Source organism: Vibrio tritonius (assembly GCF_001547935.1).
In the GTDB taxonomy this organism is placed as follows: Bacteria; Pseudomonadota; Gammaproteobacteria; order Enterobacterales; family Vibrionaceae; genus Vibrio; species Vibrio tritonius.
Genome location: NZ_AP014635.1, coordinates 3,187,191 through 3,210,724, shown reverse-complemented (window position 1 = coordinate 3,210,724; position 23,534 = coordinate 3,187,191). Strand labels below are relative to the sequence as shown.

The 23,534-nt window shown below is 44.4% G+C and carries 22 protein-coding genes; 13 read left to right on the top strand and 9 right to left on the bottom strand.

The genetic code is table 11. The annotated features are described in order from the left end of the window. Positions 1-141: 141 nt before the first annotated feature. Together JCM16456_RS14290 and JCM16456_RS14285 are read right to left on the bottom strand one after the other, a co-directional pair. Positions 142-2,553: a bifunctional aspartate kinase/homoserine dehydrogenase II gene (locus JCM16456_RS14290; protein ID WP_068715477.1), complete on the bottom strand. Its 2,412-nt coding sequence runs from the start codon at positions 2,551-2,553 to the stop codon at positions 142-144. After that, a complete protein-coding gene (locus tag JCM16456_RS14285; protein WP_068715475.1) occupies positions 2,553-3,719 on the bottom strand; it encodes an O-succinylhomoserine (thiol)-lyase in 1,167 nt (388 codons plus the stop codon). The genes JCM16456_RS14290 and JCM16456_RS14285 overlap by 1 nt, the downstream gene beginning before the upstream one ends. 223 nt (positions 3,720-3,942) lie before the next feature. On the opposite strand from JCM16456_RS14285, the gene metJ reads away from it, so the two are divergent. Then, complete coding sequence (gene metJ / locus JCM16456_RS14280) at positions 3,943-4,260, top strand: met regulon transcriptional regulator MetJ (protein ID WP_068715473.1); 318 nt, start codon at positions 3,943-3,945, stop codon at positions 4,258-4,260. Between the two features lie 157 nt (positions 4,261-4,417). On the opposite strand, the gene JCM16456_RS14275 is transcribed toward metJ, so the two are convergent. Then, positions 4,418-5,695, bottom strand: coding sequence for a malic enzyme-like NAD(P)-binding protein (locus tag JCM16456_RS14275; protein WP_068715471.1), 1,278 nt, complete (start codon positions 5,693-5,695; stop codon positions 4,418-4,420). Between the two features lie 278 nt (positions 5,696-5,973). Continuing rightward, a complete protein-coding gene (rpmE, locus tag JCM16456_RS14270) occupies positions 5,974-6,192 on the bottom strand; it encodes a 50S ribosomal protein L31 (RefSeq protein ID WP_068715469.1) in 219 nt (72 codons plus the stop codon). 308 nt (positions 6,193-6,500) lie between these two features. On the opposite strand from rpmE, the gene priA reads away from it, so the two are divergent. From priA to rraA, 7 genes are all read left to right on the top strand, one after another. Further along, entirely contained in the window at positions 6,501-8,705 is a 2,205-nt protein-coding gene (priA, locus tag JCM16456_RS14265) for a primosomal protein N' (RefSeq protein ID WP_068715467.1), read from the top strand. A 311-nt stretch (positions 8,706-9,016) separates the two neighbouring features. Continuing rightward, positions 9,017-10,024 (top strand): DNA-binding transcriptional regulator CytR, encoded by a 1,008-nt coding sequence (cytR, locus tag JCM16456_RS14260; RefSeq protein WP_068715465.1) that lies wholly within the window; start codon positions 9,017-9,019, stop codon positions 10,022-10,024. Positions 10,025-10,143: 119 nt separating this feature from the next. Continuing rightward, entirely contained in the window at positions 10,144-10,689 is a 546-nt protein-coding gene (locus JCM16456_RS14255; RefSeq protein WP_068715463.1) for an SPOR domain-containing protein, read from the top strand. A gap of 126 nt (positions 10,690-10,815) precedes the next feature. Beyond that, a complete protein-coding gene (gene hslV / locus JCM16456_RS14250; RefSeq protein ID WP_068715460.1) occupies positions 10,816-11,382 on the top strand; it encodes an ATP-dependent protease subunit HslV in 567 nt (188 codons plus the stop codon). A gap of 41 nt (positions 11,383-11,423) precedes the next feature. Continuing rightward, complete coding sequence (gene hslU, locus JCM16456_RS14245; protein WP_068715459.1) at positions 11,424-12,755, top strand: HslU--HslV peptidase ATPase subunit; 1,332 nt, start codon at positions 11,424-11,426, stop codon at positions 12,753-12,755. 105 nt (positions 12,756-12,860) lie between these two features. Then, the gene (locus tag JCM16456_RS14240) at positions 12,861-13,778 is read left to right on the top strand and encodes a 1,4-dihydroxy-2-naphthoate polyprenyltransferase (protein WP_068715457.1); all 918 of its coding nucleotides are present in this window, start codon (positions 12,861-12,863) and stop codon (positions 13,776-13,778) included. 74 nt (positions 13,779-13,852) lie between these two features. Further along, a complete protein-coding gene (gene rraA, locus JCM16456_RS14235; RefSeq protein ID WP_068715455.1) occupies positions 13,853-14,377 on the top strand; it encodes a ribonuclease E activity regulator RraA in 525 nt (174 codons plus the stop codon). A 27-nt stretch (positions 14,378-14,404) separates the two neighbouring features. Here the strand turns inward: rraA and JCM16456_RS14230 are convergent, their stop codons facing one another. Together JCM16456_RS14230 and tpiA are read right to left on the bottom strand one after the other, a co-directional pair. Then, positions 14,405-15,763, bottom strand: coding sequence for an MATE family efflux transporter (locus JCM16456_RS14230; protein ID WP_068715453.1), 1,359 nt, complete (start codon positions 15,761-15,763; stop codon positions 14,405-14,407). A gap of 137 nt (positions 15,764-15,900) precedes the next feature. Beyond that, entirely contained in the window at positions 15,901-16,674 is a 774-nt protein-coding gene (gene tpiA / locus JCM16456_RS14225; protein WP_068715451.1) for a triose-phosphate isomerase, read from the bottom strand. 227 nt (positions 16,675-16,901) lie between these two features. Here tpiA and JCM16456_RS14220 point away from each other — a divergent pair, with 227 nt between their 5' ends. Both JCM16456_RS14220 and JCM16456_RS14215 read left to right on the top strand, forming a co-directional pair. After that, positions 16,902-17,249: a 5-carboxymethyl-2-hydroxymuconate Delta-isomerase gene (locus JCM16456_RS14220; protein WP_068715449.1), complete on the top strand. Its 348-nt coding sequence runs from the start codon at positions 16,902-16,904 to the stop codon at positions 17,247-17,249. A 51-nt stretch (positions 17,250-17,300) separates the two neighbouring features. Beyond that, a complete protein-coding gene (locus JCM16456_RS14215; RefSeq protein WP_068715447.1) occupies positions 17,301-17,759 on the top strand; it encodes a DUF805 domain-containing protein in 459 nt (152 codons plus the stop codon). A 98-nt stretch (positions 17,760-17,857) separates the two neighbouring features. Here the strand turns inward: JCM16456_RS14215 and JCM16456_RS14210 are convergent, their stop codons facing one another. Then, positions 17,858-18,196 (bottom strand): DUF3135 domain-containing protein, encoded by a 339-nt coding sequence (locus JCM16456_RS14210; protein WP_068715445.1) that lies wholly within the window; start codon positions 18,194-18,196, stop codon positions 17,858-17,860. A gap of 112 nt (positions 18,197-18,308) precedes the next feature. Beyond that, positions 18,309-18,932: a helix-turn-helix transcriptional regulator gene (locus tag JCM16456_RS14205; RefSeq protein ID WP_068715443.1), complete on the bottom strand. Its 624-nt coding sequence runs from the start codon at positions 18,930-18,932 to the stop codon at positions 18,309-18,311. Positions 18,933-19,223: 291 nt separating this feature from the next. On the opposite strand from JCM16456_RS14205, the gene JCM16456_RS14200 reads away from it, so the two are divergent. After that, positions 19,224-19,514 (top strand): co-chaperone GroES, encoded by a 291-nt coding sequence (locus tag JCM16456_RS14200; protein ID WP_068715441.1) that lies wholly within the window; start codon positions 19,224-19,226, stop codon positions 19,512-19,514. Positions 19,515-19,566: 52 nt separating this feature from the next. Beyond that, the gene (gene groL, locus JCM16456_RS14195; protein WP_068715439.1) at positions 19,567-21,204 is read left to right on the top strand and encodes a chaperonin GroEL; all 1,638 of its coding nucleotides are present in this window, start codon (positions 19,567-19,569) and stop codon (positions 21,202-21,204) included. Positions 21,205-21,323: 119 nt separating this feature from the next. Here the strand turns inward: groL and JCM16456_RS14190 are convergent, their stop codons facing one another. Next, complete coding sequence (locus tag JCM16456_RS14190) at positions 21,324-21,890, bottom strand: MSMEG_1061 family FMN-dependent PPOX-type flavoprotein (protein WP_068715437.1); 567 nt, start codon at positions 21,888-21,890, stop codon at positions 21,324-21,326. Positions 21,891-22,074: 184 nt separating this feature from the next. Between JCM16456_RS14190 and JCM16456_RS14185 the strand changes: the two genes are divergently transcribed. Beyond that, positions 22,075-23,526 (top strand): ATP-binding cassette domain-containing protein, encoded by a 1,452-nt coding sequence (locus tag JCM16456_RS14185; RefSeq protein ID WP_068715435.1) that lies wholly within the window; start codon positions 22,075-22,077, stop codon positions 23,524-23,526. Positions 23,527-23,534 lie beyond the last annotated feature (8 nt).

The following is a 23,534-nucleotide window of genomic DNA, read 5'->3' as shown; positions in this document are numbered from 1 at the left end:
TTTCTGGATGAAAAAACATCATAATAACCATAATTAATGTAGCAGTATTAAGTGAGGAAGGGATAAAAAAGAGGTCGTTCTGCGTCAGTGTTTCAGAATAGCGAAAAGAAAAAGCCTGCAGTGATGCAGGCTTTATGGGTTTTATAAAAAGCTAGATAATCGGTTTAAATCGGACTGAATAGCTCCAGCTGTCACTTCACGACCAGCCCCGGGACCACGAATGACCAATGGATTATCTTTGTACCATTTACTTTCAATGGCAAAAATATTATCGCATGGCAGTAAGTTTGCCAGTGGATGTTCTTTCTCGAGGGCTTCAACCCCAACGGTTGCTTTGCCATTTTTCTCAAGTCTAGCAACGTAACGTAACACTTTGCCTTCGCGCTGTGCTTTGGTTAAGCGCTCAGCTAAGCGTTGGTTTAGTAAATCGCTTTGGTCGAGAAAATCATCTAAAGGAAGCTTTGCCAACTCTGCAGGAACCAAGGATTCAACTTTTACAGTCTCTGGTTCAATATCGAGGCCGGATTCACGGGCTAAGATAACCAGTTTACGCATCACGTCTGAGCCATCGAGATCATTACGCGGATCTGGTTCGGTTAGGCCCTGTTGCCAGGCAAGGTCAACTAATTCACTGAATGGTACAGACCCATCGTATTGTTGGAATAACCAAGAAAGCGTGCCTGAGAAAATTCCAGAGAGTGCGACGATTTCATCGCCACTTTCACGTAAATCACGAACCGTATGATTAATCGGTAATCCCGCACCAACCGTTGCGTTATAGAGCCAGTGACGGCTAATTTTAGTAAACGCTTCTTGTACTTGGTTGTAGTAGTCACTTGGCGCAGAACCTGCCACTTTATTTGCAGATATAAGGTGCATGCCTTGTTCAGCAAAGTCGAGATATTGAAGTGCTAAAGTTTCACTGGCGGTAACATCAAGGATGATGACATCGTCGTAAGTTTCAAGACTACTTAAACGTTTTACCCACTCGTTATCGTTATTGGTGATAGCTTCGGTTTGATAGTTAGCTAACACTGTATTGGCATCAAGCCCCTGTTCATTGAACAAGTAAGTGGAGCTATCGACAACTGCAACCAATTCAAATGCCATACCACGACGTTTTTCTAGTTCTTCTTTTTCTTTGGCAAACAGTTTGAGCCAACTGGAACCAATATTACCTTTACCACATAGAGCAAGAGCAATGCGCTTATGGGCTTGGAACAGTTGGGTGTGTATGCGGTTCACTAGATCACTAAGGTCTGTTTGACGTAGCACTGCAACAAGGCTTAAACCTGAATCGGTTTCCGAGATGAACTCAATAGGTTCACCTTTAATTTGTTGATAAAAGCCGAAGCAGTGATTGGCATTGGTACTTGCACCTGCTCCAACGGCAGCCACGAGGCTGAATCCTTCTTTAAGCTTCAAATCGGCTTCAATTGGACGGTCTTGCAAATAGCTTAGCGCGCCTGAGACAATTTCAGCTGTGTAGGCAAGGCGTAATTGATATTGGTCAGCTTGTGCTTCGAAAGCTAATGGCTCCAACTGAGCTCGTTTGAGGCGCTCCAAGATGTCATTTTTTATCCGTTCAAACGGATGACTTTGGGCAAATGTCAGTTCAATCAGAAGTACGTCGTCGAGAGAGGTGATGATTTTTGCACCTCGGCCCGAAGCTAAAATCCGCTCAATACGAGTAGAGCCTGATTCTGGCTGATGACTACAGCGTAAGTGAAGCTCAGTAGTACTTTGCGCGACCGGTTGTAATGTGCGGCTATGTAATACTGGTGCTGCAAGGCGTGCTAATTCGTTAGCCTCATCTAAACGTAGTAAAGGCAACAAACAAGCATCGGAGACAATACGTGGGTCGGCACTGTAGACCCCAGCAACATCACTCCAAATAGTCACTTTCGCTACATCCGATAATGCACCAATTATCGTAGCTGAGTAGTCTGAACCATTACGACCTAATAATACCGTCTCTCCTGACACACTCTGAGCCATAAAGCCGGTAATGATAAGGCGCTGATTGCTATGTTGAGTTAGAACAGTTTGCAGTAACGGATACGAAGCTGCGCGGTCGACTTCTGGCTGAGTGCCAGATTCAGCGCGCAAGAAAGAACGCGCATCAATCGCAGCTGCCGGCATATCATGTTGATTTAATAGTGCCGCTAGCAAGCGAGATGACCATACTTCACCATGACCTAAAATGTCTGCACGCTGCGCGGAGCTTATTGGGGCTGAGATTTCTCCCAGCTCGCTGATTTCCGCGGCAAGCTCAGTCAGTAAAGCATCAGCTTGTTCGGCTTCTAAAAGGCCCGTGATGAGTTCGGTTTGGTACTGACGGAGTGATTGCAGCGTTTCATGAGCCACGCGACCGTCTTTACTTAGTGCATCAACAAAAGTAATCAGGCGGTTTGTGGTTTTGCCTGCCGCAGAGACAACAACTAAGTCATTGTCTTTTGAATATTCCTTTAAAATATGAGCAACACGCTGATAGCATTCAGCGTCCGCCAGGCTACTACCACCAAATTTATGCAACTGGCGTTGTGTAGTCATTAACAAATCTCCTTAGCCTTGTTGAAAGCTTGGCCCAAATCGGCGATCAAGTCTTCTGCATCTTCTAAACCAACTGAAACACGTAACAGCAACTGAGATACGCCCGCTTCTGCTAACGCTTTTTCTCCCATAGCTCGGTGAGTCATGGTGGCTGGGTGACAAATTAAGCTTTCAACTCCGCCGAGTGATTCGGCTAAAGAGAAAAGTTGCAGTGAGCTGACGAATACTTTGAGTTGTTCATAGCTGCCGTTAAGCTCAAAACTTAGCATAGAGCCAAAGCCAGATTGTTGTTTCTTGGCAATATCGTGACCTGGGTGGTCTGGCAGGCTAGGGTGGTAGACAACTTTAACCAAATCCTGAGTTAATAGGTAATCAAGAATCTGTTTGGAGCTTTCTTCATGTTGGCGCATACGAGCTGGAAGCGTGCGTAAACCGCGCAAAGTCATATAACTATCAAATGGGGTTCCCGTTGCGCCTATACAGTTCCCCCACCAGGCGATTTTTTCTGCGTGTTCGGCATCTTTACTGATCACCACGCCACCGATGACATCTGAATGTCCATTGATGTATTTGGTCGTGGAGTGAATAACAAAGTCAGCACCCAAGGTCAGAGGTTTTTGGTAGACAGGTGTGAGGAAAGTATTATCCACGGCGACCAAAGCACCAACGGCGTGAGCTTGTTGACACACCTCGGCGATGTCTACTACCCGAACTAGCGGATTAGATGGGGTTTCTAACAAAATTAATTTTGGTTTTTGTTCTAACGCTTTGGCAAATTCTGTTTCATTGGACTGGTCCACAAATAGCACTTTGAAATCGCCTTTTTGTGCACGAGTATTGAATAGGCGATAAGTACCACCATAACAATCGTGTGGGGCAATAATCGTATCTTCTGGACCAACTAATGCAGATACCCAAAGGTTCAGAGCTGAGGTGCCACAGTTTGTAATGGTTGCGCCCACACCGCACTCTAATTCAGATAGCGCTTCTTCTAACAGGTTACGGTTTGGGTTACCAGAGCGGGTGTAGTCGTATTTTGGCACTTCACCAAAAGCAGGAAATCCATAGTTGGTTGATAGATAAATGGGTGGAACAACAGCATGATATTGAGTGTCTGATTCAATACCGGTACGAACGGCAATGGTCGCTGGTTTGCGCGTGGTCATAAGTGTTTCCTTTCCTGTGTGGCTCTGAGTTTGAGCATCCATTGTAGCCCCTCAAAAATAACAGCAGGGACTGATGAGTGATGCATAACATCACACTTTACTTATCAAAAAAGAAGACGTCAACACTTCTAGACGTCTATATGTCTTTGCTTATGGCAGTAAATCCCGCTAAAATTGGGGTCTTTGATATTCATAACCGAAATAATTTTAACGAAGGTGCGCAATGGCAGACTGGAACGGCGAATATATCAGCCCTTATGCAGAGCATGGTAAGAAGAGTGAGTTAGTAAAAAAGATTACAGTTTCTATTCCTCTTAAAGTACTAAAAGTACTGACTGATGAACGTACTCGTCGCCAAATTAATAACTTACGACATGCAACTAACAGTGAGTTGCTATGTGAGGCATTTTTACACGCGTACACAGGTCAACCGCTTCCAACTGATGAAGACCTACGTAAAGACCGTCCAGATGATATTCCTGTTGAAGCGAAAGAACTGATGACCGCGATGGGAATTGAGTTTGAGGCTTACGACGACTAAGAGAGTCACTGCAGTGGTGGTTGCACATTCACACCATTGTGTTTAGTGATAGCGCCTTTTTTAATGCGAAAAGTTTAAAAAAAGCCCCAGCCATAAGGTAGGGGCTTTTTGCTACTTATTGTTCACGAATCACTATGGAGCCATGAACAATAATCGATTAGTTTTCCATGTAACCGTCAGGCAATGCAATACGTGCCACACCAGAATCCACAGCGGCTTGAGCGACTGCTTTTGCTACGCGTGGTAGTAGGCGTGGATCCATTGGTTTTGGAATGATGTATTCAGGACCAAAGCATAGAGATTCAACACCTGCTGCTTTCAATACTTCTGCAGGAACTTCTTCTTTAGCGATTGAACGAATAGCTTCTACTGCCGCCAATTTCATCTCGGTGTTGATTTCGCTAGCACGTACGTCTAGTGCGCCACGGAAGATGAATGGGAAACAAAGAACATTGTTTACCTGGTTAGGGTAGTCACTGCGGCCTGTACCCATGATAAGGTCTTGGCGAGCGTGATGAGCAACTTCTGGTTTGATTTCAGGATCTGGGTTTGAACATGCAAAGACAACAGGCTTGTCTGCCATTAGTTTAAGTTGTTCTTCAGTCATTAGATCTGGACCAGATACACCTAGGAATAGGTCAGCATCTTCGATAACGTCAGTCAACGTGCGTTTGTCAGTGTTGTTGGCAAAACGTAGTTTGTATTCGTTTAGATCGTCACGACGAGTATGGATAACACCTTTACGGTCTAGCATGTAGATTTTTTCACGCATAGCACCACACTGGATCAATAGTTCCATACAAGCACATGCTGCTGCGCCAGCACCTAGACATACGATAGTACATTCTTCAATTTTTTTACCTTGAAGTTCAATCGCATTCAACATGCCTGCTGCTGTTACGATTGCTGTGCCGTGTTGGTCATCGTGAAATACTGGGATGTTACATAGTTCGATTAGGCGACGTTCGATTTCAAAACATTCAGGTGCTTTGATGTCTTCTAGGTTGATACCGCCAAATGTGTCGGCGATGTTGGCAACAGTGTCAACGAACTCATCGATAGTGCGGTGTTTTACTTCGATGTCGATTGAATCAATGCCAGCAAAACGTTTGAACAGAAGCGCTTTGCCTTCCATTACTGGTTTTGATGCTAGAGGACCTAGGTTACCAAGACCGAGAATCGCTGTGCCGTTAGAGATCACGGCAACCGTGTTGCCTTTACCTGTGTATTTGTAAGCGTTTTCTGGATTTTGCGCGATTTCACGTACCGGCTCAGCAACACCTGGGCTGTAGGCCAAAGATAAATCTTCAGCTGAATCCGCAGGCTTGGTTAGAGAGATGGCAATTTTCCCAGCAGTAGGGATTGCGTGGTAATCAAGAGCCTTTTGGCGGAACTGTTCTTCTTTAGTCAGTTCTTTTTTATTGTCATCGGACATGGGCTGTTCTCAGTTATTGATTGTAGAAAAGCCGACCATTCTAAAGCAGGATTTTGCTGCTGCATAGTTAGTTACTTGGGGAAAAGTGGTGATTTTTTGTTAAAACTTAGCTGATAAGACCAGATAAAATAAAGCAAAGGATTGCGTAGAGAAGAGAAAATACCTTCTTATAATTTCTGCTTATTAGAGATAATAAAAAATGACAATGAGTGCATTTTTATGCATACGTAAAAAAGGACGCATTCGCGTCCTTTTCTCGTACAACTAAAAAGCAAAAATTATTTTTTGCTTGATAGAGCACCGAAACGTTTGTTGAAGCGATCAACACGACCACCGGTATCAACAACACGTTGTTTACCAGTGTAGAATGGGTGACATTTGTCACATACGTCTAGGTGAAGAGCGTCTTTATCTAGAGTAGATTTGAAAACGAAAGTGTTGCCGCAAGAGCAGTTAGCAGTCACTTCTTTGTATTCTGGGTGGATACCAGCTTTCATGGGATAACCTCAAAATTGGGCCGTGTCGCTATTCGAATCTATATGTCGAACACCACACGTATCGTTAATAGTAATAAATTACCAGATAATGAGGCTTAAACCATCACCATCTCGTAAGGCGCGATATGATAAAGAATACTCTGGACAGGATCAATAGATTTTGCCGCAAATTTCACCATGCTAGAAGGAATTCGTTGACTATTATTGGCTTAATATCGGTAATCTCTAATTAAGTCTCAGATATAGAGTCGAATTTGTCCCTTTCATCCAGTAGACTGTGCATTGATTTTGGTTTTTGACGAAAAGTTATGCTCCCTTCCATTGCTCGTGTTGCTTTACCTGTTCCGCTAGACAAACAATTTGATTATCTAGTACCAGCGCACCTGTTTCCTATCATTGGAGGGCGCGTCTCTGTGCCATTCGGGCCGAAAAAACTCGTCGGTATTGTGACCGCATTGGTCAGCGAATCTGATTTTCCACTTGGACAGCTCAAAGAAATTCACGCAGTTTTAGATAATCAGCCTGTTTGGCCCGATAAGCTTTATTCTCTACTTCAATGGTGTAGTCAGTATTATCAACACCCTTTGGGCGATACCTTGGCTAACGCTATGCCAAGCGTATTGCGCAAGGGCAAGAGTGCCGATTTTTCTAGTATTCGAGAATGGGTAATAACAGAGGCTGGACGTAATCAACTAATGGCTGGCTTGGACAAGCGTTCTGTGCAAAGAAACCGCTTGATGTACCGTTTGGAAAATGGCGCTGTTTCTCATCAACAACTGTTAGATGAAGAGTTTACGTCGGCAGTATTGAAAGGTGTTGAGCAAAAAGGTTGGGTGGAAGTGCGAGAAACCCAGCCTCAAGTGCTTGCTTGGCCTAAAGAGATTGAAGCACAAGTGGATAAGCCGCGTTTGAATCAAGAGCAGGCGATTGCGATTGCTTCAGTCAATAGTGAACAAGAGTACGCGTGTTACCTTCTTCAAGGTGTTACCGGGTCTGGTAAAACCGAAGTCTACTTGAATATGATTAAGCCTGTATTGGAACGTGGTCAGCAAGCTTTAGTACTTGTTCCAGAAATTGGCTTAACGCCCCAAACCATCAACCGTTTTCGTCGTCGTTTTACTGTGCCAATTGAAGTGATGCACTCTGGGCTCAATGACACCGAGCGTCTTAATGCTTGGCTGAGTGCTCGAGATAAAGTTGCAGGCATTGTGATTGGTACGCGATCTGCTCTGCTCACACCGTTTTCGGATTTAGGCATTATTATCGTCGATGAAGAGCATGATGCTTCGTATAAGCAGCAAGACAGTTTGCGCTATCATGCTCGAGATGTGGCCGTGATGCGTGCGGCGAAAGAGAATGTTCCGATTGTGTTGGGGTCTGCAACTCCGGCACTTGAATCCTTACATAATGCGTTAACCGGCAAATATCATCATTTGCAGTTAACTCAAAGAGCCGGTGCTTCTGTTCCTACCACTAATCATGTTTTGGATGTGAAAGGTCAGTATTTGGAAAGTGGTTTGTCGGCTCCGTTGATTGCTGAGATGCGTCGCCATCTACAAGAAGGCAATCAGGTGCTGCTGTTTCTTAACCGACGTGGTTTTTCGCCAGCACTTATGTGCCATGATTGTGGTTGGATTGCTGAGTGTAGGCGCTGCGATGCGTATTACACCTACCATCAAAACAGCAGTGAAATGCGATGTCACCACTGTGGCTCACAACGACCCGTTGTGCACCATTGTCAAAGCTGTGGCTCTACGCAACTTGTGACAGTGGGGGTAGGAACTGAGCAACTTGAAAAACAGCTAGCCCAACTCTTTCCCGAATTTAAAGCGATTCGTATCGATCGTGACAGCACAAGGCGTAAAGGCAGTCTGGAAAGTGCTCTACAAGCGATCAAAAAAGGCGAATATCAAATCTTAATTGGTACGCAAATGCTGGCCAAAGGACACCATTTCCCAGATGTGACAATGGTGGCGCTATTGGATGTGGACAGTTCTCTATACAGCAGCGATTTTCGTGCCGCAGAGCGTTTTGCTCAGTTATTTACTCAGGTTGCTGGACGGGCGGGGCGTTCGAGTAAGCCTGGTGAGGTCTATTTGCAGACTCACCATCCAGATCATGGGTTATTAAAGGCTCTTTTGACAAAAGATTACAATCATTTTGCGCAGACGGCGTTAGCAGAGAGAAAAGTGGCGATGTTGCCACCGTACAGTTATCTCACTTTGATGCGCGCCGAGGCGAAGCAATCTCAAACGGTTGAAGACTTTTTACGCCAAGTTCGTCACACTTTAGAAAGTCACCCATTATTCAATGCAAACTGTTTAGTGCTGGGGCCAACACCGGCTCCTTTGGCAAAACGAGCAGGGAAGTTCCGTTGGCAGTTATTAGTTCAAGCTCAGTCGCGTCCGCTGATGCAAAAATTATTGACCAGTGCACGCCCTGCAATCAGTATTTTGCCCCTCGCGAGCAAAGTGAGATGGTCTTTAGATATTGAACCGCAAGATCTTTCATGAAATATCAAGATTATTTGCTAGTCTTAAAGAGGTAAAAGTAATTAAACGTGATGGGTTTCACGCTAGGGATGCAAAATTTGTTAATCTAAGCGTAACCCACTCAACATTAAATGAATAGACTTACCAAGTTAACTGTTCATCGACTTCCATATGAAGTCGTGATTTTTGAGCCCATGAATTCGCATTGTAAGCAAGGTTTACTATATTGCTATGCCTCTTTTTTAGCCTCGCTTTGGGACGATGTGGGTAAACGATAACGATAAGAAAAGTGCCTTTGCACTGTCCAGGATTAAATAAAGAGGGTTATTTATATGGCGACAATGAAGGATGTTGCCCAGCTTGCTGGAGTCTCAACAGCGACGGTCTCCCGCGCTTTGATGAATCCAGAAAAAGTCTCATCTTCCACTCGTAAGCGTGTAGAAGATGCGGTTTTAGAAGCGGGCTATTCTCCCAACTCTTTAGCGAGAAATCTGCGCCGTAATGAGTCTAAAACGATCGTTGCGATTGTGCCTGATATCTGTGACCCCTATTTTACAGAGATCATTCGCGGTATCGAAGACGCCGCGATGGAGCACGGTTATTTAGTGTTGTTAGGAGATAGTGGTCAGCAGAAAAAGCGGGAAAATTCATTCGTCAATCTTGTCTTTACCAAACAGGCCGATGGTATGTTGCTGTTGGGGACAGATCTTCCTTTTGATGTAAGCAAGCCAGAGCAGAAAAACTTGCCACCTATGGTGATGGCGTGTGAGTTCGCACCTGAACTTGAATTGCCTACTGTTCACATCGATAACTTGACTTCGGCGTTTGAAGCAGTGAATTACCTCACACAAATGGGTCATAAACGAGTGGCAGAGATTGCTGGACCAGAAAGTGCAGCGTTATGTTCATTCCGTCATCAAGGTTATCAGCAGGCTCTGCGTCGAGCTGGTATCACCATGAACCCAACCTATTGCGTGTCTGGTGATTTCTCTTTTGCTGCTGGTGCTAAGTTGGTGAAACAGTTATTGGCGTTACCAGAGCCACCAACCGCCATTTTCTGTCATAACGACACCATGGCGATAGGGGCTATGCAACAAGCCAAGCGTTTAGGTTTACGAGTACCGCAAGACCTTTCTGTGGTTGGTTTTGATGATATTCAATTTGCAGAATACAGTGATCCACCATTGACGACCATTTCTCAGCCTCGTTATGAGATTGGACGTCAGGCAATGCTCATGATGCTGGAACTGCTTCGCGGCCATGATGTGCAAGCTGGTTCGCGTTTACTGGAAACCAAATTGGTTATCCGTGAAAGTGCAGCACCACCGCGAATTCGTTAGTTCATGCATTCTTGATATGAATGAGTAGCGTATTTTTATACGCTACTTGTCGTACGAGTCTGTTCTCTTGAGCGAAACTGCTTTAACATGTCATATAAATTGTCAACATTAGAAATCCTGTGGCTAATAAAGATTATGTAAGACGAGGTCGTAGTCCAAAAAAGCCGACCAAAAAAGCAGCATCCCAACGTAAACCGTGGTTTCGTATTTTACTCGCACTCATCGTAGTGGGGGCGTTTGGTTATGGGATTTATTTCCTCAATCAAAGCCCTAAACCCAAAGAGCCTACAACCCCTAGCGTTATTCCAGCAACTCCAGTGGTGACTAAGCCAAAAGAGAAATTGCCACCACCGCCTACGGAAAAGTGGGATTATGTCGATACGTTGCCAAGTCGCGAGATTGAAGTGGTTCCTAAGGAGCTACAGGTATCAAAGATTCCTTATGTGATGCAATGCGGCGCTTTTAAAACTATGTCTCAAGCGCAAGAACGCAAAGTGAATATTGCCTTTCTTGGTTTGAATAGCAAAATCCGCAAAACCGAAGGCAGCAGTTGGTTCCGTGTTGTGCTTGGACCGTACAAATTCAAACGCGAAGCTGAGCGAGATAAACATAAGTTGTATCGCGCCAAGATTGAGCCTTGTTTGATTATGAAAGATCAACTCTAGAACATTCAGAGAATGCAGTTTTGACACTATCTTGAAACTGCATTCTCTTTGAGCCCTTGAATTTCCTGTCTGCTATCCATATATAATCCTCTATCTCCATAGTGAAAAAAGATAAGAGGCCCTCACGTGACTACCATCGTTTCTGTACGTCGAAATAATAAAGTTGTTATTGCAGGTGATGGACAAGTATCACTAGGTAACACAGTGATGAAAGGCAACGCTAAAAAAGTTCGCCGTCTGTACAACAATAAAGTTCTTGCTGGATTCGCTGGTGGTACCGCTGACGCATTCACGCTGTTTGAGCGCTTCGAAAGCAAGCTGCAAATGCATCAAGGCCATTTAACGAAAGCGGCTGTTGAGCTTGCAAAAGATTGGCGTAGTGATCGTGCGCTACGCAAGTTAGAAGCGATTCTGGCGGTTGCCGATGAAACAGCATCGTTAATCATTACTGGTAATGGTGATGTTTTGCAGCCTGAGCGTGATTTGATTGCCATTGGTTCTGGTGGTAATTATGCTCAAGCAGCAGCGATTGCTATGCTAGAAAATACTGAATTAGATGCACGCACAATTTGTGAAAAAGCGTTGAATATCGCAGGCGACATTTGTGTGTTTACCAACCATCATCATACTATCGAAGAACTAGAAATTCCTGAGGATGGCCAAACTGTGGCGGCTCTTCCGCAAGGCGAATAAGCAAAGATAGCAACTGATAACCGAATTTGAAGGATTGTTTTATGTCTGAAATGACTCCTCGCGAAATAGTCGATGAACTAAACCGCCATATCATTGGTCAAGATAATGCCAAACGTGCTGTCGCTCTAGCGCTGCGCAACCGTTGGCGCCGAATGCAGCTTGATGAGCATTTGCGCAGTGAAGTAACCCCAAAAAATATTTTGATGATTGGTCCAACGGGTGTGGGTAAAACTGAAATTGCTCGCCGCCTCGCGAAACTGGCTAATGCACCATTTATTAAAGTGGAAGCAACTAAGTTTACCGAAGTGGGTTATGTTGGCAAAGAGGTGGATACTATTATCCGTGACCTCACCGAGGTCGCTGTGAAAATGACACGTCAACAAGCGATGGAAAAAGTGAAATTCCGCGCGGAGGAATTAGCGGAAGAGCGTATTTTAGATGCTTTACTTCCACCGGCGCGCGATGCGTGGGGACAAGCAGAAGAGAACGATTCTAATTCTTCTACACGTCAATCATTCCGCAAGAAATTGCGTGAAGGGCAACTAGACGACAAAGAAATTGAAATTGATGTCGCAGCGCCACAAATGGGTGTAGAGATTATGGCGCCTCCAGGTATGGAAGAGATGACCAATCAACTGCAAGGTCTGTTCCAAAATATGGGGGGCGACACTAAGAAAAAACGTAAGCTCAAAATCAAAGATGCAATGAAAGCATTGTCTGAAGAAGAAGCTGCGAAATTAGTGAATACCGATGATCTCAAAGAGCAGGCGATTTTCAATGTTGAAAACCACGGTATCGTGTTTATCGATGAAGTGGATAAGATATGTAAACGCGGTGAGTCATCAGGTCCAGATGTTTCTCGTGAAGGTGTGCAACGTGACTTACTGCCTCTTATCGAAGGCAGCACAGTGACCACTAAGCATGGTATGGTCAAAACCGATCATATTCTGTTTATTACATCTGGTGCATTCCAAGTAGCTAAGCCATCGGATTTGATTCCTGAGTTGCAAGGTCGTTTACCTATTCGCGTTGAGCTGGGTGCGTTATCAAGCCACGATTTCGAACGTATTCTAACAGAGCCTCGTGCATCATTGACCGAACAATATGTTGCTTTGATGAAAACAGAAAGTGTCGATATCAACTTTACCGAGGATGGTATTAAGCAGATCGCTGAAGCTGCTTGGCGCGTGAATGAGACCACAGAAAACATCGGTGCTCGCCGTTTGCATACGGTAATGGAGCGTTTGATGGATGAAATTTCTTTCGAAGCGACTGAAAAATCGGGTCAACAATTCGAAATTGATGCCGCTTACGTGAAATCTCGCTTAGGTGAATTGGTCGAAGATGAAGATTTAAGCCGTTTTATTCTTTGATAAATTGATCAAAAACAAAACAGAGTAGCCCGCCATTCATGGTGGGCTTTTTTCTGTTCACAATTGCGCATATACTGGCAATATGTTGATCAATCTCTCGTAATCATGAATAACTCATTGCATATTTGGTTCGACGCAGCACGACCTAAAACCTTGCCATTAGCTTTGGTTTCTATCTTAACCGGTAGCGCGCTAGCGTTCTCCGCAGGCCAGTTCTCACTCCCTGTGGCTTTAATGTCCTTGGTCACTGCGACCTTGCTACAAATCTTATCCAATTTGGCTAACGATTACGGCGATGCAGTGAAAGGTACCGATAATGAGAAGCGTATTGGCCCAATGCGTGCTTTACAATCGGGCAAAGTGACTCTCAAAGACATGAAAAACGCGATTTACATTAATATCGTGTTAACTATTGTTTCAGGTCTTGTCTTAGTTCTTTATGCCTTAGACAGTTTTGAGAGCATCATGGCTTTCATTGGCTTGGGTGTTTTGGCCATGGCCGCAGCCATCGCTTATACCGTGGGTAACAAACCTTATGGTTATGTCGGCCTTGGCGATCTGTCTGTATTCATCTTTTTTGGTTTGCTTGGCGTGTCCGGCACCTACTTTTTACATACAGGACATATTGATAGCGCGTTGTTTTTACCCGCACTAGGTTGTGGTTTACTGGCTGTAGCCGTGTTGAACGTGAATAACATGCGTGATATTGAAAACGATGCGGTATGTGGTAAACGTACTGTCGCGGTGCGTCTTGGTCAAGACATGGCAAAAGGGTATCACTTTGTTCTTCTTGCAGGTGCAGTGGTCGCGTTCGCGTGGTACTTGTTACTTCAAGGTAAGCCTATGTGGATCAGTGTCCCATTTTTGCTGAGTCTCATTTCGGTAACTAAGCACAGTCGTGAGCTATGGGCTACGCAACAGCCTGCTGAGATTGCGCCTATGCTACCTGTCATTGTGAAATGTTCTATCATTACTAACTTATTGTTTGTCGGCGTGGTTATAGCGCAAACTCTAACAAGTTAATTTGCATAGAGTGATTGCAATGACCTATTGAGTCGATATACTCGTTGTTAGGCTTTCGTAAAGAGAACAGGGCTATGGAATACAACACTTCTGCGCTATGTGACATCTATCTCGATCAAGTCGATGTAGTAGAACCAATGTTCAGCAATTTCGGTGGCAGTGCATCATTTGCTGGTCAGATCACGACGGTAAAATGCTTTGAGGATAACGGTCTTATCCGTGAAACACTCGAACAGGACGGTTTAGGCCGCATACTGTTAGTGGATGGAGGCGGTTCACTGCGCCGTGCACTTGTTGATGCAGAACTGGCTGCATTGGCGGAAGAAAATGAGTGGGAAGGTATCGTGGTTTATGGCTGCGTTCGTGAAGTTGACGAACTCGAAGACATGAATATCGGTATACAGGCGTTAGCGTCTATTCCTGTTGGCGCTGTAGGTCAGGGCATAGGAGAAACCGATGTTCCGGTGAACTTCGGTGGGGTCACCTTCCTCCCTGAAGATTATCTTTACGCTGACAACACAGGCATTATCTTATCGCAAGAGCCGCTTAATACAGACGTTGAGGAAGGCGAAGAACTCGACGAAGACGAAGTGTTGTAATCACTCAGTTTAAATAAGTAAAAGCCGCTAGTTGATAGCGGCTTTTTCAATCTTATTACACTGCTGTTTACGTAGTCTTAGTGCGTACAGATAACTTAATATCCCACCAATCACATTGCCAGCAGCAATGCCAATGAACATTCCGTTGATGCCAAACTGGGTTGAACCTATCCAAGCGCCCGGTAGCGTAAAGAGAAACAGGCGCAGAAAACTCCAACCAAGAGCATGGTTCGGTTTGTGCAGCGCATTGAGTGCAGAAATCAGCATCATAACCATACCCTGAAAACCATAGCCAATAGGCACGATTAACAAGTAATGCCACAGGATACCTTTCACTGCTGGGTCTTGGGAAAAGAGTGCCGTAAAGGGAATACTTAGCGGGACCATCATCAGAAAAATCATCATTTGGAATATCACCGCAAAGCGCATACTAAGAAAAAGACCTGCGAAACTGCGCTGTGGATTATTAGCGCCCAGGTTTTGCGCCATAAAAGGCGTGAGCGCTGATGTAAGAGACATCATGACTAAGATTAAAATTGATTCAATACGCTGCGCCGCGCCATAACCAGCGACTGCAGCGGTTCCATGCTTCGACAGTAACGTCATCAATAGCGCACCGGCAATTGGATTCATCGCAGTTGAGAGCGCAGCTGGAGTGCCAATTTTTAGGATCTGCTGCCAATCATTTCTAATCTCAGCCAATTGAGGTTTGCCCAGCAGTTGTGCGCGTCGATATAAAACATAAAAAGTACACACCAGAGCAACCACCCATGAGATGCCACTCGCAATTGCCGCACCTTGAATGCCAAGTTCAGGAAAGGGGCCGTAGCCAAAAATAAGTAAAGGATCCAAGCCGCCGTTGAGCGCTCCAGAGAGGATCATGATTTTTGCTGGTGTTTTGGTATCACCTGTGGCGCGAATAGCACTGTTGCCCGCCATTGGTATCACGAGTAAGGGAACGGCAATATACCAGATCCACATGTACTGATGGATGAGAGGGAGCAGGTCTTGCTGCGCGCCAAGCAACTGAAATAGGGGCTTGATAGTGGTTGCGCCAAGTAGCGAAGCGATTGAGACCAACGCCACTGCTAATAACAGTCCGTGACTGGAGAAGCGAGCAGCATGAGCAGGCTTTCCTTGACCTAGTAAACGGCCAATACTGGTCGATAGTCCTACTCCTATCCCCATGGTGATGCAGTTTAAGGCGAAGGTCACTGGAAAGGTATAGCTGACCGCCGCTAAAGCCTTGGTACCGAGTAATGAGATAAAAAAGGTATCGACAAGATTGAACATCAACACCGAGATCATCCCTAAAGTCATTGGGACGGTCATATTGCGTAAAACGGTGCCGATAGGAGCCGTTAATAGCCCATGTTTATCTTGCATAAGTCACTTATGTTGAGGAGTCGGTAGGGTAAAGCAGGGGGTTAGGATACTTGAATTTTGTTGATAAGTCGTTAATAGAAAGCAGATATAGAAAAGCCAGCATGACACTGGCTTTTCAACAAGAGCATTACGCAAAATTATGCGTTTTTAGCATCTGCCGCTGCTTTAGCGATAGCTGCAAAACCAGCTGCTTGTAGAGATGCACCACCCACTAGAGCACCGTCGATGTCTGGTTGAGTGAAGTAAGTTGCAGCGTTTTCTGGTTTAACAGAACCGCCGTATTGGATGATAACTTGTTCAGCAATTTCTGCGCTTTCTGCTGCGATTAGAGCACGGATAGAAGCGTGGATGCGTTGTGCATCTTCAGCAGTTGCTGCTTTACCAGTACCGATAGCCCAGATTGGTTCGTAAGCGATGATTGCGCCACGTAGAGCTTCAACGCCTTGAGTTTTGATTACAGCGTTGATTTGACGAGCACATACAGCTTCAGTTTCGCCAGCTTCATTTTGCGCTTCGCTTTCACCAATACATAGTACTGGAGTTAGGCCGTTTTCTTTAAGGAATGCGAATTTTTTAGCAACGAACTCATCAGATTCTTCGTGGTATTCACGACGTTCTGAGTGACCGATAATGATGTGAGAAGCACCTAGATCTTTCAACATTTCAGGAGAAACGTCACCAGTAAATGCACCACTGTTGTGGATGTCAGTGTTTTGTGCACCAAGGATAAGTTTGTTACCGCCTTCTTTGATTAGGCGTTCAGCTTGGTCTAGGTACAGTGCTGGTGGAGCAACAACGATATCAACACCTTCGATGTTAGCTACTTCAGCATTCAGTCCATTTAGTAGCTCAGTTACCATAGCTTTGCTACCGTTTAATTTCCAGTTACCCATCACAACAGGACGACGCATAGGAATATCTCCGATTTAATTAGTGTAAAAAAATAAACGACCAAGAATATAACAGATTAAATCTGTCAGATCATGACTAGGGTCATGACTTTCTGGGATCTAAGTTTGCGACTGCACAGCAGAAATGTTGCAGTATGCAGAATAAACGCCAAGCTCTCGGTTTTTATTTTGTTTATGATTTATATTTCGAACGTCGCGTAACGAAATAACATAAACAGGATGTCAATATGCCCAATCTCATGATGGAGTATTCCCACTCTGTAGACGAACGAGTCAATATTCAAAAGCTGTTAGAAGATTTGCATCAAGTCGCTATTGAGTCAGGATTATTTGAGGTGAGTGCGGTGAAATCGCGCGCGATCAGTTGTCATGACTGGTTGATTGGAGAGGAAGCCGATAGCCAAGATTTTATCCATATCACTTTTGAACTTCTTTCTGGGCGAACTCAGGAGCAGAAGAAAGAATTGGCCAATCAACTTATGCAGGTATTAAAGGACCAAGTTGGCTCTATACGCAGTTTAACGATCAATATACGTGATATGGATCGAGAGAGCTTCTTGAAGGTCACTAATTAAACTTTTGTACTGAACTCATTAACTTTCTTTGTACTACAAGGCGAAAGGGTCATGTCTATCAAGTGGTTACTTTTTTCATTTGACGGAAGGATAGGGCGACAGACTTTTTGGCAGTGGAATATTTGTTATTACTTTTTTCTACTGTTGGTGTCTGGAACCATTACTCAAATGGTGCCCCAGTGGTCGGCATTTGTATTACCAACATTTATCTTGGTCATTTTGGTTCCTGATCTCGCTGTGACAGCAAAGCGCTGGCATGATCGAAACAAGAGCTGCGTTTGGTTGCTGCTGAATGTACCTTTAGTGTTGGGGCGTATCTCATTTCCCATGAGTCAGAAAATGATGGATCCTGTCTCAATGGAACCATCCCTGTTTAGCACCGTACTTTCTATCGTCGGGATCATTTGCGGTGCATGGATATTTGTCGAGTGTGGTTTTTTAAAAGGCAAAGAAGAAGATAATCTGTTTGGCTCGACGCCACAGTCGACGACCAAAAATTCTACGATTTAAAGATTTGTATTCGAGAGTATAAAAGTGAAAAGGAGACAAAGTCTCCTTTTTCATTCTTGTTCCAATTGAACGACAGGGAAGAATAGCAGAATGCTAATTTAACTCCATGTGCCAGAACGGTTCACAAAGGGGATAACTTTAGCGGGCGTTTGCGGCTCAAGTTCACCATCTAATGCATCACGAAATTTCACCATTTGTTCGCTGAGTTCCTTCATCAGTATCACATTGGTGTGGTCGGGGTTTTTGCACTTACTCACCACTAAATCAATATGGCTTTGTTGTGCCCAGAGTCTTTGCTGCATTTTTTCTGATGCAGATTGGATCATCTCTTCACACATATCACGCTTAAATTGAGCGAATGCTTCCGGATCCTTTTGAGCCAAATCTACCAACTCCTCGAAAGGAGGGAGCGTTTGGTGGCATTGATTCATTGCCATAGCATATTCCTCTACATTACCGTTCTGACAGCGTCACTGCTATCAGTATAAGCTTAAGCATATTTGTAGAGGTTTGATGGAAAAATAACCGTTTTTCTCAGCTGTGATACGTTTATTTTGTAACGGATGTAATCGTGTAACTACAACGTCGCTGTCCCTCAATGATGTGCTCTTCACGAGTTACTTGGCATGTTGGGCCTAACAGTTTACGAAAAATGGTTAATTCAGAATCACATAGGTTAGGGCAGCGCTTAGCTGCTTTACAGATAGGGCAATGGTTCTCATACAATTTAAAGCCGTTGTCGGTGGCTTCAAATTCGGCCATATAGCCTTCACTTTCACGTAGGGATACTAATGCTTCTAACTTTTCGGGTATTGTGTGGCAGTCTTGGAGCGCTTGCTGATATTGAGCATAAGTACGAGCTTCTCTTTCTGCTGCAACTTTAGCTAGGCCTTCTTTACCAAATAGGTGCTCGACCGCTTCAATCACTTGAATGGTTAATTCACCATGACGATCGGTAAAGCGATCGTGGCCCTGTTGAGTTAAAGACCAGTGCCTTGTTGGGCGGCCTACTTTCACTTTAACGTCATGAAAGGCCAATATGCCATCGTCTTCGAGACTTTGCAGATGCTGACGAGCACCCATAGTGGTGATGTTTAAGTCCTCGGCCAGCTGCTTAGCTGTGACGGCTCCTTCACGTTTTATGGTATGCAATATCCTGTCAACGGTTTTCATTCTGCTCCTCTACGATACCGAGTTGGGGATATGAAATGCCGATAATTATCGGGCGCTAGAGGTCATTATGGAGCATTAGGTTAATAAAGCAAATCATTTACTATTCTGTTAGGGCAACCTAATGTAAGCCATTGTGGGTAGAAAGAACGATTAATTCGTTAATTTCATCACATTTTTTTTAATCTTGCCCCTTGGGTTCAGTGAAATTACCCCCAACATATCAATCACAAGCTGAGCGATCAGCGTTTTATTTATCTCATAACGGAAAATTTTAATCAGGAGAGACGACCGATGAACATTCGTCCATTACATGACCGAGTTATCGTTGAACGCCAAGAAGTTGAATCCAAATCTGCTGGTGGAATAGTTCTCACTGGTTCTGCTGCAGAGAAGTCTACTCGCGGTACCGTATTGGCTGTAGGTAAGGGTCGAATCCTTGAAAACGGTTCTGTTCAGCCGCTTGATGTTAAAGTGGGCGATACTGTTATCTTCAGTGAAGGCTACGGCACTAAGTCTGAAAAAATTGAAGGCAAAGAAGTGCTGATCCTGTCAGAAAACGACATTCTGGCAATCGTTGAGTAATTGCTCCAAGTAAAACGAACGACAAAAACGAATTATAGAGAGGAAATACAAAATGGCTGCTAAAGACGTAAAATTTGGCAATGATGCTCGAGTTAAAATGCTAGAAGGTGTGAACGTTCTAGCTGATGCGGTTAAAGTGACTTTAGGTCCTAAAGGCCGTAACGTAGTTTTAGATAAAGCATTTGGTGCACCAACCATCACTAAAGACGGCGTGTCTGTTGCGCGTGAAATTGAATTGGAAGACAAATTCCAAAACATGGGCGCACAAATGGTGAAAGAAGTAGCATCTCAAGCAAACGATGCTGCTGGTGACGGTACAACCACCGCAACTGTTCTTGCACAAGCTATTGTAAATGAAGGTCTTAAAGCGGTTGCTGCGGGTATGAACCCAATGGATCTAAAACGCGGAATCGATAAAGCCGTTGTTGCTGCAGTTGAAGGATTGAAAACGCTATCTGTTCCTTGTTCTGATTCTAAAGCGATCGCTCAAGTAGGTACTATCTCAGCTAACTCTGATGCAACAGTGGGTACTATCATCGCTGAAGCAATGGACAAAGTTGGCCGCGATGGTGTTATCACTGTTGAAGAAGGTCAAGGTCTTCAAGATGAACTTGATGTGGTTGAAGGTATGCAATTCGACCGCGGTTACCTATCTCCTTACTTCATCAACAACCAAGAAGCGGGTTCTGTTGACCTAGAAAACCCATTCATCCTATTGGTTGATAAGAAAGTTTCTAACATTCGCGAACTACTTCCTGTACTAGAAGCAGTTGCTAAAGCGTCTCGTCCTCTACTTATCATCGCTGAAGATGTAGAAGGTGAAGCACTAGCGACTCTTGTTGTGAACAACATGCGCGGTATCGTGAAAGTTGCGGCTGTTAAAGCACCTGGTTTTGGTGACCGTCGTAAAGCTATGCTTCAAGACATCGCTATCCTAACTGGTGGTGCAGTGATTTCTGAAGAAATCGGCCTAGAACTTGAAAAAGCAACGCTTGAAGACCTAGGTCAAGCTAAACGCGTTACTATTACTAAAGAAAACAGCACTATCATTGATGGCGCTGGTGAACAGGATGCAATCCAAGGTCGCGTTGTTCAAATTCGTCAACAAATCGAAGAAGCAACTTCTGACTACGATAAAGAGAAACTGCAAGAACGCGTTGCTAAATTAGCAGGCGGTGTAGCGGTTATCAAAGTGGGTGCTGCAACTGAAGTTGAAATGAAAGAGAAGAAAGACCGTGTTGAAGATGCGCTACACGCAACTCGCGCTGCTGTAGAAGAAGGCGTTGTTGCTGGTGGTGGTGTTGCACTAGTACGTGTTGCTTCTCAAATCACAGACCTTGTTGGTGATAACGAAGAACAAAACGTAGGTATCCGTGTTGCACTACGTGCAATGGAAGCACCACTACGTCAAATCGTGAAAAACGCTGGTGACGAAGAATCTGTTGTTGCTAACAACGTGAAAGGCGGTGAAGGTAACTACGGTTACAACGCTGCAACGGGTGAATACGGCGACATGATCGCTATGGGTATCCTAGACCCAACTAAAGTAACTCGTAGTGCACTACAATTCGCAGCATCTGTTGCTGGTCTAATGATCACAACTGAAGCGATGGTAACTGAACTACCTAAACAAGATGCTCCTGCAATGCCTGATATGGGCGGCATGGGAGGTATGGGCGGCATGATGTAATCATCGCCTAACCATTAGCCTTACAGCTAAAAAGCCCCGCAGAGCAATCTGCGGGGCTTTGTTATTTATGCTACCAAAGCGGTAATAACCAGCGAGATAACCTATATTGGGCTTATTCGTTATTCGTCGTTGAGGTGCAGTTGGTCTTTGATGATTTGTAACATGTTGGGTAGGAAATCTCGCTCAATCTGGGCATCCGCTTCCCAGATTTTGGCGAGCAACAGTGCTTTCGGGCAGTGAAAGTATGTTTTGTGGACATGGATTTTGACCACAAGCTTGCCCGGTTTGTTCCCGTCTAAACAAGTATTTTTTAGTTCTTCATCGGTAGTTAACGTAGCTGTGCCTTTGACACGAACGACTTCTTTGATCCCTGGAATTAAAAAGATCAATCCGATATGTGGATCATTAACTAAGTTTTTTAACGTATCGATACGGTTATTACCAGCACTATCTGGAAAAGCGATGGTGTGTTCATCCAATACCTTTACAAATCCAGGAACTCCTCCTCGTGGTGAGGTATCCAAAAAACCTTCACTATCTCGAGACGCAATGATACACAGCGGACTATGTTCAATGAATGTTTTTGTATGGGGATCAATATGATCGATAGCTTTTTGGACCGCTAACGGATGTGGCTCTGGATACAGCTCTGCAAGTTGTTCAAGTGAGTCAATAGTGTGGCTCATAGTAGCTTCCTAAGAGGACGAGAGTTACTCGATAAAGGGTTATCCGTTGTGTTAAACACAATAATTAAACGAATCGTAATCGTTGTGCGTTTATAACAAATATGTTGGTTCTTATACAAATATTCTCTGGGAATCCGATTTATTTTTATGCAGTATGAAAGGAGCGTTACTAAGGACAGGTAAAATGAACATTCAGCAGTTAACTCACACAACATCTTCCGTTTCACTTCAAATAGACGAATGGCGACTTCTTCCTCATCAGCATTGGGGCGTTTTTTCAACTCACAGCCATGGCTCTTCGCTTTTGGTTCAACTTCTTTCAGGCAATTTGGCTCCACAAGCCGGCGTGATTAGTGATTTTCCTCAGCGTATTGGTTGCGTCTCTTTGCAAGAACAGCAAAAGCTTTTAGACATTGAGCTAGCCAAGGAAGATACCGATTTTATGGATCACATCGATTACGGTACGACCGTCGAAGCCCTGATTGTTGAGGCGGGTTGTGACCGTAATGAACTTGAGGCGTTATTGGACAAGACCGATTTACAAGCCTTGCGCTTGCGCGGCTTTCGCCAACTCTCCACTGGGGAAACGCGCCGTTTGATGCTCGCACGAGCATTAGCAACGAAACCTGAAATGTTGATTTTGGATGAGCCTTATACCGGGCTTGATATTAAGCATTGCCAGCATCTTTCTGAGTTACTTGATGAATTAGCTGAGACAATTCGTTTGGTGATTGTGACATCCCGCGAAGATGAGTTGCCTGAGTTTATTACTCATATAGCCTTGTTTGATGAAACCTCTCTTTCTCAAACCATGAGTCGTGATGAGTGGCTCACCCATCCTCTGCTTGAGCAGATGAAAGCATTGTCTGAAGCTCGCAGTGAAGCTCTGGTCGAGTTAATGGCTGCCGAACAGAAAACAGATCAATACCCGAACCCACTAGTGGTAATGAATGACGTGTCGGTTGAATATGTGGATGCCAACATTTTCACCGGGGTGAATTGGAGTATTGAGGCTGGTCAACATTGGCAAGTACGTGGTCCAAATGGCTGTGGTAAAAGTACGTTGCTTGGCTTGATTATGGGCGATCACCCGCAGTGCTACAGTAACGATATTACGGTGCTGGGGATGAAACGAGGCAGTGGCGAAAGCATATGGGATGTTAAAAAACACATTGGTGTGGTCTCTTCAGCATTACACTTGCAATACCGCGTTGACTGTTCGGCGTTAGATGTACTTTGTTCGGGATTCTACGACTCGATTGGTTTATACCAACAACCCAGTGCAAAAGAAGTGCAGTTAGCCAAACAATGGTTGGCTTTATTGGAAATGAGTGAGTTAGAACGAGCGGGCTTTCGTAGTTTAGATTATGGTCGCCAGCGTTTGTTGTTGATTGGGCGTGCACTGATTAAACAACCTGCGTTGCTGATTCTTGATGAACCTTATCAAGGGTTAGACTTTATTAATCGTAAGTTGGTGTATCACGCATTAAATCGCATTGCTTCAACTCACCTTACGCAACTGCTGTATGTCACTCACTACGAGGAAGATGCATTAGAAGCGATTGATCACTTTGTCGATTTTATTGCCCAAGATGACCCGACAGCTGGCTATCAGGTCAATATTTATCAAGCGTAACCGACTGA